General features: G+C 64.3%; 7 protein-coding genes, 2 tRNA genes and 1 pseudogene. 2 read left to right on the top strand and 8 right to left on the bottom strand.

Annotated features, from left to right (window positions below):
- Positions 1–96: 96 nt before the first annotated feature.
- The 6 genes and pseudogenes from RN01_RS31265 to RN01_RS31240 form a co-directional block, all read right to left on the bottom strand.
- Positions 97–594 (bottom strand): annotated as a pseudogene (locus RN01_RS31265) (FAD-dependent oxidoreductase); the annotation flags it as partial.
- Positions 595–597: 3 nt separating this feature from the next.
- The gene (locus tag RN01_RS31260) at positions 598–1,614 is read right to left on the bottom strand and encodes a putative 2-aminoethylphosphonate ABC transporter substrate-binding protein (protein WP_024569834.1); all 1,017 of its coding nucleotides are present in this window, start codon (positions 1,612–1,614) and stop codon (positions 598–600) included.
- Positions 1,615–1,688: 74 nt separating this feature from the next.
- Positions 1,689–2,522, bottom strand: coding sequence for a phosphonoacetaldehyde hydrolase (phnX, locus tag RN01_RS31255; protein WP_017511205.1), 834 nt, complete (start codon positions 2,520–2,522; stop codon positions 1,689–1,691).
- Positions 2,523–2,548: 26 nt separating this feature from the next.
- Positions 2,549–4,303 (bottom strand): putative 2-aminoethylphosphonate ABC transporter permease subunit, encoded by a 1,755-nt coding sequence (locus RN01_RS31250; protein WP_017511204.1) that lies wholly within the window; start codon positions 4,301–4,303, stop codon positions 2,549–2,551.
- Positions 4,304–4,310: 7 nt separating this feature from the next.
- Positions 4,311–5,405: a putative 2-aminoethylphosphonate ABC transporter ATP-binding protein gene (locus RN01_RS31245; RefSeq protein ID WP_017511203.1), complete on the bottom strand. Its 1,095-nt coding sequence runs from the start codon at positions 5,403–5,405 to the stop codon at positions 4,311–4,313.
- 120 nt (positions 5,406–5,525) lie between these two features.
- The gene (locus RN01_RS31240) at positions 5,526–6,389 is read right to left on the bottom strand and encodes a LysR substrate-binding domain-containing protein (RefSeq protein ID WP_017511202.1); all 864 of its coding nucleotides are present in this window, start codon (positions 6,387–6,389) and stop codon (positions 5,526–5,528) included.
- 149 nt (positions 6,390–6,538) lie between these two features.
- Between RN01_RS31240 and RN01_RS31235 the strand changes: the two genes are divergently transcribed.
- A complete protein-coding gene (locus RN01_RS31235) occupies positions 6,539–6,811 on the top strand; it encodes a hypothetical protein (RefSeq protein WP_017511201.1) in 273 nt (90 codons plus the stop codon).
- A gap of 153 nt (positions 6,812–6,964) precedes the next feature.
- Here the strand turns inward: RN01_RS31235 and RN01_RS31230 are convergent.
- Both RN01_RS31230 and RN01_RS31225 read right to left on the bottom strand, forming a co-directional pair.
- A tRNA-Arg gene (locus RN01_RS31230) sits at positions 6,965–7,041 on the bottom strand.
- A 74-nt stretch (positions 7,042–7,115) separates the two neighbouring features.
- Positions 7,116–8,366 (bottom strand): GGDEF domain-containing protein, encoded by a 1,251-nt coding sequence (locus tag RN01_RS31225; protein ID WP_017511200.1) that lies wholly within the window; start codon positions 8,364–8,366, stop codon positions 7,116–7,118.
- Between the two features lie 445 nt (positions 8,367–8,811).
- Here RN01_RS31225 and RN01_RS31220 point away from each other — a divergent pair.
- Positions 8,812–8,888 (top strand) — tRNA-Pro (locus RN01_RS31220).
- Positions 8,889–8,941 lie beyond the last annotated feature (53 nt).

Genomic DNA, 8,941 nt, shown 5'->3' with positions numbered 1-8,941 from the left:
AGCGTGTACTGCGCCCGCTTTGTCTTGCTTGTCATCACATCTCTCCTTGCTTCAGTTTAACCTCAGCAAGGGATTCGTTTTGCGGGGGCAAGCTCAGGCAGCCAGCGCAGGCACTGCTTCGCGCGAATAGAGCTGCAAATCGTCCAAGCCCTGCAGCGCCGATCGATGCTGGGAGAAGCGGCCATCGTACAAGCCGGCCAGTTCCGCGCCGCGCAACAGCCTGACGTTGTAGCCAAACGCCGGCGCGCGCGTATCCATGAACTCCTCCAGCACGGCGTCTTCCGCACCGCTGCGCGAGAACAGCAGCGCGCCGTTGGCCCGCACTGACAGGCCGGCCTGCCCGGCCCAGCCGAGATACAGCGCACGGCTCTCGCGTGCCAAGTCGAGCATGATGCCGGGCGGCTGGCCGGTCACCAGCATCTGCCCAAAGTTGCGAATCGAGGCGCCGACCGCGATTTCGCTGCGCTCGAACACCGTCACGCGCAGGCCCCGTTTGATCGCGGCCGCCGCATGCGACAAGCCCAGGATGCCTGCGCCGACGATTGCGACGTCGGTGCTGGCATCCAGGCCCCCTTGAATTGCAGGCGCTTGCATCACTTACTTCTTCTCCGACTTGCCATCGTATCGCTTGGTCCACTCACCGAGAATGCGGTCGCGGTTGGCGCTGGCCCACGCGAAGTCATTCTTGATCAGGCGCTTCTCGTAATCGGCCGGCAGCAGTGCATCCGGCTTGGAGAAACCGGGGGATGCGACCACCGCGAAATTCCTCTCGTACAGCGCCATGGCTGCCGGGCTCGCCGAGAAGTCAGCCAGCTTCTTCGCCGCCTCCAGGTTCTTCGTGCCCTTCATGATGGCGGTGGCTTCGACATCCCAGCCCAGGCCTTCGGAAGGCAGCACGATATCGATCGGAGCGCCTTCCTTCTTCGATTTCACGGCGCGATATTCGAACGAGATGCCAATCGGGAACTCGCCCGACGCAGCCATCTTGCACGGCTTAGAACCCGAATGCGTGTACTGGCCGATGTTTTGGTGCAGGGCATCCATATAGGCCCAGCCCTTCTGCTCGCCCATCATCTGCAGCCAGGCGCTGACATCCAGATACCCCGTGCCCGACGATGCCGGGTTCGGCATGACGATCTTGCCCGCATAGACCGGCTTGGTCAGGTCGGCCCAGGACGTCGGTTTGGGAAGGTTCTGTTTCTGCGCCTCGACCGTGTTGAAGCAGATGGTGGCGCCCCACACGTCCATGCCCACCCAGGCCGGCGGGTTGGCGCTGCTGCGGTACCGGGCGTCAATCTTCGACAGGTCGGCCGGCGCGTACGGCGTCAGCATGCCTTCCTTGTCCAGGATCGCCAGGCTCGATGCGGCCAGGCCCCAGATCACGTCGGCGCGCGGATTGTTCTTCTCGGCCAGCAGCTTGGCAGTAACAACACCGGTGGAATCGCGCACCCACTTGATGTCGATATCCGGGTTGGCCTTCTCGAAGGCGGCCTTGTACGCGGCCACCTGATCGGCTTCCAGCGCCGTGTAGACGGTCAGCGTGGTCGCGGCGTACGCCGACGAGGCGAATGCCATCGCGGCGGCGGCGGCCACCAGGGAAAGACGTGCGGTCATGGTTTCCTCAGCTTGGTAGGGTGTGGGGATCAACTAGTGATGCAAGGACAGTGACAACGGGCGGACTGACTGGGTCAGGTGCATTGCGGCCGGTCGCCGCTGGCCATCCGGCGATTGATATCGGCAACGACAGCGGGCAGATCGGCAATCGTGTCGATCTCGTAGTGCGGGCGGCAAGCAGCAAAGCCAGCCGAAATGGCAACGCGATGGCGCGCGCGCTCGTCATCCGACAGCGCCGCGTACTGCTCGTACGGCAAGCCCAGCGTATTGCCGGACATCAGCAGCGCGACCGTCCACATGCCGGCGCGGCGGCCTTCCTCGATACCGGGCGACGTGTCGTCCACCTTCACGCAGGCGGCCACGTCGCCGATGCCGAGTTCCACCACGTTACGCAGCGCCTGGGCCGGCCACGGACGGGCACGCGGCACGTCGTCGCAGGCGACCACGCAGTCGGGCTGGTAGCCCGCTTCGGCGGCCAGCGCCACGACACGATCCATCACCACGCGCGGGTAGCCCGAGCACGAGCCGATTTTCAGGCCAGCTTCGCGCAGGGCAGCGATGGCCTCCAGCGCGCCTGGAATTAGCGCCGAATGCGCCCCGACCTTCTCGATCTGCAGGGGCATGAAGCGGTTGTAGATAGCGGTGACGTCGTCATCGGTCGGCATGCGGCCGTGTGCGAGCGAGAAGCGCGCGGCAATCGCACCGTCGTTGCACAGCGTGCGAATGTGGTCCCACTTGCCCAGGCCCATCGGGCCGCGCGCCTCTTCCAGCGTGATGGCCACGCCGAATTCCGCGAATGCCTCGACGAAAATCTGCGTGGGGGCGAACGAGCCGAAATCGACCACGGTGCCGGCCCAGTCGAGCACGGCGCCTTCCAGGTGCAGCGGCGGGATGCAGGTGCTAGCCATATTCAAGTTCCTTTCTTGCTACGAATTCAACGGGAAGCCGTGCGCCAGGCCTGCGTGCGGCGCAGGACGCCGCGCATGGCAAGTTCCAGCAGCAGCGACACGACGATGGAAGTAATCAGGATCAGCGTGGACATGGCTGCGGCGGCACCGATATCGCCGGCGTCGTCCATGTTCAGCACGGCCACGGAGGCCAGTACGGTGTCCGGGCTGTACAGGAAGATCACGGCCGATACCGTGGTCATGGCCGAGACGAACAGGAAACGCGCGCAGGACAGCACGGCTGGCAGGCACATCGGCAGCGTCACGCGCCAGTAGGTGCGCAGCGCCGACACCTTGAGCGAGGCCGATACCGCCTCAAACACCGGATCGAGCTGCCCCAGCGAGGCGACGGAGGTCAGGTGCGCGGCCGTGGCGCAGTGCATGATCGTGCAGAGCACCATCAGCGTCATGCTGCCGTACAGGGCGTTCAGCGGATTGGCCGGATGATTGAAGAAGAACACGTAGCCCAGGCCCAGCACCAGCCCCGGCACCGCCATCGGCAGCAGCACGGCGAAACGGATGGCCGGGTGCAGCCAGGCCGTTGCCGGCGTGGCGCGCGTCTTTTCGACCAACCACGCGCCGGTGAAGGTCAGTGCCGTCCCGAACACGGTGGTCAGCGCGGCCAGCTTCAGGCTATTGCGATAGGCCAGCCATCCGCCGCCATCCATGTTGTCGAAATCGTAGTTGCGCAGCGACAGATCGAGGTTGTACGGCCACAGCTTGACCAGCGAGGCACCCACGGCCGTCGCCAGCATCAGCAGGATCCAGCCTGTCACCAGCACGGTCAGCAGCAAGTAGAGGCTATCGCGCACCCGATCCGGCTGCGGCTGATACGGCTGAGCGCGGCTGGCCAGCGCGGCGTGCTGGCGACGCTGTACCAGGCGCTCCACAGCAAAGGTCAGCAGCGCTGGCAACAGCAGCATCAGGCCGATCACGGCGCCACGCGCAAACTGCTGCTGGCCCACCACGGCCTTGTAGGCCTCCACGGCCAGCGTCTGGTAGCTGCCACCCACGACGGTCGGCACGCCAAAATCAGTAGCAACCAGCGTGAAGACCAGCGCAATGGCACCGAACACCCCGTAGCGTGCGCCCGGCAGCGTGACCGTGAGGAAGGTGCGCCAATGCCCTGCCCCCATGGCCCGCGCGGCGTCGTACAGGCGTCCGTCGGCCAGCGTGAGCGTGGCCAGCAGCAGCATCAGCGCATACGGAAACGTGTAGAACGCTTCGCCCAGCACGATGCCCCAGAAACCGTAGATGCTGGCGCCGCTCATCCACGCCTTGAACAGCCCCTGGTTGCCGAACAGGTAGACCAGCGCAATCCCCGGCAGCAGCGACGGCGCGAACAGCGGCAGCATGGCGAGCGTACGCATCGTGCCGCGCAGCGGCATGCGTGTGCGCTGCACCGCGTAAGCAAAGGCGAAGGCCAATGGCACGACGATCGCGGCAACCGTGACCGACACGGCCAGGGTGCGGCCTACCATGCCGAGGAAATTGGGCCCCTGCACCACTTGGGCGATCAGCGCCATGCCGTGCTGCTCGGAACTGTGCACGCTGGCAACCAGGCCCGCGGCCTGCAGCAGCATCATGGCCACCGGCAGCAGCATGCCGATCGTCAGGAGTAGCAGCCACACCAGCTTCATGCCGGTCAGCAGCGGCACTTCGGTGCGCCAGAACGGCTTGCGCGCCGCCTGTACCTGGGGAGCTGCCATCAACTCGGTGGCCTTGGGCGGAAGCGTCGACATCCCTACCTCACGCATAGATTCGCAGACCCTCGCGCTCAAGCGCGATCCACAGCTTGCTGTCACCAAGCGCACCGCGCAGCGCGGCCGATGCAACTTCCGCCACCAGTGGCGCATCGGCCAGCCCGTCGATGGCCAGGATCACGCGCGTGCGGCTACCCAGGTAGATCTGGTCAACCACGCGCGCGAGATGGCGATTGGGTGCATCACTGTGCGGATGCAGCGTCACGGCTTCGGGGCGGCAAAACAGCCGGCCGGAGCCTGTCGCGGCGTCAATAAAGTTGGGATCGAGCCGCAACGGCTGGCCGGCCAGCGTTGGCGTGCCGTCGGCAGCCCGTCCCAGCGGCAGCCAGTTGGCCTGGCCGACGAAGCCGGCGACGAAACCGGTGGCTGGGCGTGTGTAGATCTCGTCCGGCGAGCCGGTCTGTTCGATATGGCCGTTGGACATGACGGCGATGCGATCCGCCATCGCCATGGCTTCATCCTGGTCATGCGTGACCATCAGCGTTGTCACGTTCAGCTTGCGCTGCAGGCGGCGCAGTTCGATACGCAGGTGTTCGCGCACCTGCGCGTCCAGCGCCGACATCGGCTCGTCCAGCAACAGCAGCGACGGCGCCGGCGCCAGGGCGCGGGCCAGCGCCACGCGCTGCTGCTGGCCGCCGGAGAGTTGCGACGGATACTTGGTTTCGCTGCCCGACAAGCCCACCAGTGCGAGCATTTCTGCCACGCGCGCCTGGATGCGTGCATGGCTGCCATCGGCGGTACCGAGGCCGTAGGCCACGTTCTGGGCAACCGTCAGGTTGGGAAACAGCGCGTACGACTGGAAGACGATGCCGTAGTCGCGCTCGCGCGGAGGCAGGCTGGAAATGTCTCGGTCACCGGCCACGATCTGGCCGGCATCCTGCGCTTCAAGCCCGGCAATGATGCGCAGCAGGGTCGTCTTGCCGCAACCGGAAGGCCCCAACAGGCAGACGAATTCGCCCTGCGCCACGTCCAGCGATACGCCGTCCAGTGCGGTGAACGCACCAAAACGGCGGGTGACATTCCGCACGGAAAGGAACGGCCTGGTGTGGCCCTGAATCGGGTCGGAAGCTGGCTGGGACATCGGCGGGGGCAGTAGCAAGAACAGATACCACTGTAGGCAGCCGACATTTACCCCTTGTGGCAGTTAGCCCAAATCCGCCAATGCCCCCATTTCCAGATTTTGGATGAGCGCGGATCGCCCCTAAACCGCCGGGTGGAGATGCTTTAGGAACGCTGCAATCAGCGGCGCCCCGCGGCGGTCATGCAGGCAATACAAGTATTCGCTCAGTTCCGGCGAGCCGTCATCGAAGGCCAGCACCCGAAGGTCGGGGTGGCTGGGCACCTCCTGCCGGGCAATCACGCTCACGCCCATGTTACGCATGATGGCTTCACGGATCGATTCCCGACTCCCGATTGCCATCGTGGAAGCAGGCGTCACACCGGCCTTCTCCAGCATTGCTTCGGTATAGGCGCGGGTGGTCGACCCGATTTCCCGTACCAGCAAACGACACTGCTTCAGCGCCGTGACAGGCACGCTTGTCTTGTGTGCCAGTGCGTGCTCGCGATGCAGCACCAGCACCAGCGGATCGCGTGCCAGTTCGAGGCGCAAAAAGCGCGCGTCGTCCACCCGGTGGGACGATGACGCTACGTCCACCCTGTACTCTTGCAGCGCGTCGAGCATCTGCGCGGAGTTGCCGGCCTCGATACTCACATCGATTCCTGGATGGCTACGGCAGAACCGGTCAACCGCGTCGAGAATGTAGAACGGCCCGGTGGCTCCGATGCGCAGATGCCCCGTGGCCATCTCGCCAGAGTTGCGCAGAAAGAACTCGATTTCCGTTTCCTGGCTGACGAGTTGATCCACAAGCGGCATCAGTCGCACGCCGGCATCCGACAACATCAGCCGCCGCCCGCCACGGTGAAAGAGTTCCACGCCGTAAGCCTCCTCCAGGGCGCGAATCTGCAACGTCACCGTGGGCTGGGACAGTCCAAGTTGCTTCGCGGCCAGCGTGATGGAGCCCATGCGGGCAACCATGAAAAAGGATTTGAGCTGCGCAGCGAGCATGAGCGAATGAAGTGAGCGGCGCATTCTGCGCCGTAACCAGCAAAGCGACTCATTCTAGCGGATGAGCGTGTACGGAAGCCGGCCACAGCTTGTACGGACGCAGCATCCGATAGACAAAAAAGTGTCTGTTTCTCAGCACGAAACAGACCATGACACTCGAAGAGGCGTTTGGCGCAGCAGTAGAGCTGCGCCGAGCGGAGGCGAGATTGAATCAGGATGAGTTGGCGGAGTCGGCGAACATGCTGGGGTCGGCCCTAGGGCGCTTGAAGCGCAGCGCGACCTCGGCCTCGCTCAAAACGATTGGTCGCAACGCCACGGCACCCCATATCGAGCCGTGGGCATTGTCCAGGCTGGCTGACGAGGTGCAGACCGGTGTCCGGCTCGAAACGCTCGAGCCACCGACCCAAGGCATTGGGGATTGAACCAGACGGAAGCGGTGTGACAGTCTGCGCGGCGGAAACATTCGCTGGCGCGAACCCGGCCACTTTCTGACAATCGATGCGGTCTATGAAGGCCTTTGCTATGCCGAGGACCTCTGCAGCCTCCTCCGGCTTTCTTCAACCCGCGAAATATCGTGGCCCGCCCTAGAGGATTCGAACCTCTGACCGCTCGCTTAGAAGGCGAGTGCTCTATCCAACTGAGCTAAGGGCGGCGCGGCCTTGCCATTGCGGCAAGGCGTGCATTCTACCGCAGCACGAATGCCGCGCACAGGACACATCGTCTGCTTTACGAAGGTTCGCGTTCGCGCACGCGTGGGCGACGCGGCATTCCGGTGAACTCCTCCGCATCGTGCGAGGAAACGCAGTTCCGGCCCATCTGCTTGGCGTCATAGAGTGCGCGATCCGAACGACGCATGACCGCGTCGGCGTTTTCGCCCAACTGCCATTCCGCCATCCCGATGCTGACCGTGTAGGCGATCGGGTCTGGCTCTGACGGGCATGGTGTCGCCCGCACCAGCGCGCTGAGTCGGACGCTGATGGCGCGGCCCGTCTCCAGTCCGGTGGCAGGCATCACGATCGCGAACTCCTCGCCGCCGAGACGGCCGATCACCGAGTCCGGCGCCGCCACCTTGCGCAGCAGTCCCGCGAAATGGCGCAGCACGCTGTCTCCAGCCAGGTGTCCATAGAGATCGTTGATGGCCTTGAAGTGGTCAAGGTCCATGAACGCCACGGTAAGTGGCTTGCGCGAGCGCTCCGCCTGCTTGCAGGCAAGTTCGAGTTCTTCCCAGAATGCGCCACGAGATAGCACATCGGTTAGGTCGTCGTGCCGCGCGCGACGTTCGATGATCTGGCGCAAACGGTCATGGGCCATCAGCGCGAAGCTGACGGCCAGCCCCATCACGCCGAACACGAACCAGACAGTCATGCTTTCGTGACGATCAACCATCGGCTGCTCGTGGCCGTCCATGAGCGCGGCGAACATCGGCCAGGCCTCCGCGCCAGCCAGTACCGCACAACCAAGGGACAGGACAGATAACGAGAGTGCTGCCAGCCGACCCGTGCCGCGCTTGAGCGGCACCAGGGCAACCGTGATCCGGGCAATTTCCAGTAGCAGCAGGGTCTGGATCGACGCCGTGGCGAGCCCGAGCCAGGCGAGTGTGCCGGTCGGCACATGCCCCAGGCCCATTTCGGCAAGCCCGCCGGCCGCATAAATCGTCAGCGCGGCCAGCCCGGGGAGGTTCAGCACACCAAGCACCACGCCACGACCACGCTTGCCCGCGAAATGCCGTGTGCCGTAGACCATCATCGACAGTCCCGCGGTCAGGGCGAACTCAGGGAGCACCGCCAGCGGCCATTCTGGCCGGTATGCGTGCGCGGCCTGAAGGACCACGGCCAGGGTCACCAACAGATCGCCGAGCGCCCACGAAGTGAGCCCGCTACGCTCCATACCCGCAGAGCGCCGCAGCACGGCACAGACGATCGCCATCTGCAGCGCTATCAAGCCTGCGATCAGCACTACCACCTGCGACTGAAACATCTCAATTCCCGTTCCAAAGGTGTCGTCATGCTCCGCACGGCAATGGCGCACCTTCTGATTCCGGCCCGCGACAAGCCGTCATATTTTGTTTTCCGCAGGTCCGGCTGCCCGGGCGCCGTGGCACAGCGTGCCGGGCCGGGCATGGCTCAGGCGTGCCCCAGCCCAATCGCATCGCTCGCGGGGCTGTCTCGCCATAGTTGTGATAGTCGGGACCAGGTCCGTGTGAATACTGCAATGCCGGGCGCGAAGCGCCAGGTCGGACCGTTACGGTGTGCGGATTATGTCAGCGCGCCGCACCAAGTCAAGCCAAAACCGAACCCGCCTGAAGCAGGGTGCGCGGCCAGAGAATCAACCGGCACATCGGGCAACCGACGACGCGCCGACTAGAATATCTTTCACGGCACAATTGACCTGACGACCAACACCGCGATAGAATCGCCGGCTTCGGAGCGTAGCGCAGCCTGGTAGCGCATCTGATTTGGGATCAGAGGGTCGTAGGTTCGAATCCTATCGCTCCGACCATATTTGCAAGAAGTTTAGGCAGTGGAATCAACGGCTTACGCCTCATGGCGTAG

It is taken from the genome of Cupriavidus sp. SHE, from assembly GCF_000812445.1.
Classification (GTDB): domain Bacteria; phylum Pseudomonadota; class Gammaproteobacteria; order Burkholderiales; family Burkholderiaceae; genus Cupriavidus; species Cupriavidus metallidurans.
Note: the sequence above shows the minus strand (reverse complement) of the source record. Positions and strands in the feature narration are given on the sequence as shown.

What these genes read in the sequence shown, in the direction of transcription:
- RN01_RS31240 (WP_017511202.1), bottom strand. Translation starts at nt 6,389, where the DNA reads ATGCTCGCTGCGCAGCTCAAATCCTTTTTCATGGTTGCCCGCATGGGC.
- RN01_RS31235 (WP_017511201.1), top strand. Translation starts at nt 6,539, where the DNA reads ATGACACTCGAAGAGGCGTTTGGCGCAGCAGTAGAGCTGCGCCGAGCG.
- RN01_RS31260 (WP_024569834.1), bottom strand. Translation starts at nt 1,614, where the DNA reads ATGACCGCACGTCTTTCCCTGGTGGCCGCCGCCGCCGCGATGGCATTC.
- RN01_RS31225 (WP_017511200.1), bottom strand. Translation starts at nt 8,366, where the DNA reads ATGTTTCAGTCGCAGGTGGTAGTGCTGATCGCAGGCTTGATAGCGCTG.
- phnX (WP_017511205.1), bottom strand. Translation starts at nt 2,522, where the DNA reads ATGGCTAGCACCTGCATCCCGCCGCTGCACCTGGAAGGCGCCGTGCTC.
- RN01_RS31245 (WP_017511203.1), bottom strand. Translation starts at nt 5,405, where the DNA reads ATGTCCCAGCCAGCTTCCGACCCGATTCAGGGCCACACCAGGCCGTTC.
- RN01_RS31250 (WP_017511204.1), bottom strand. Translation starts at nt 4,303, where the DNA reads ATGTCGACGCTTCCGCCCAAGGCCACCGAGTTGATGGCAGCTCCCCAG.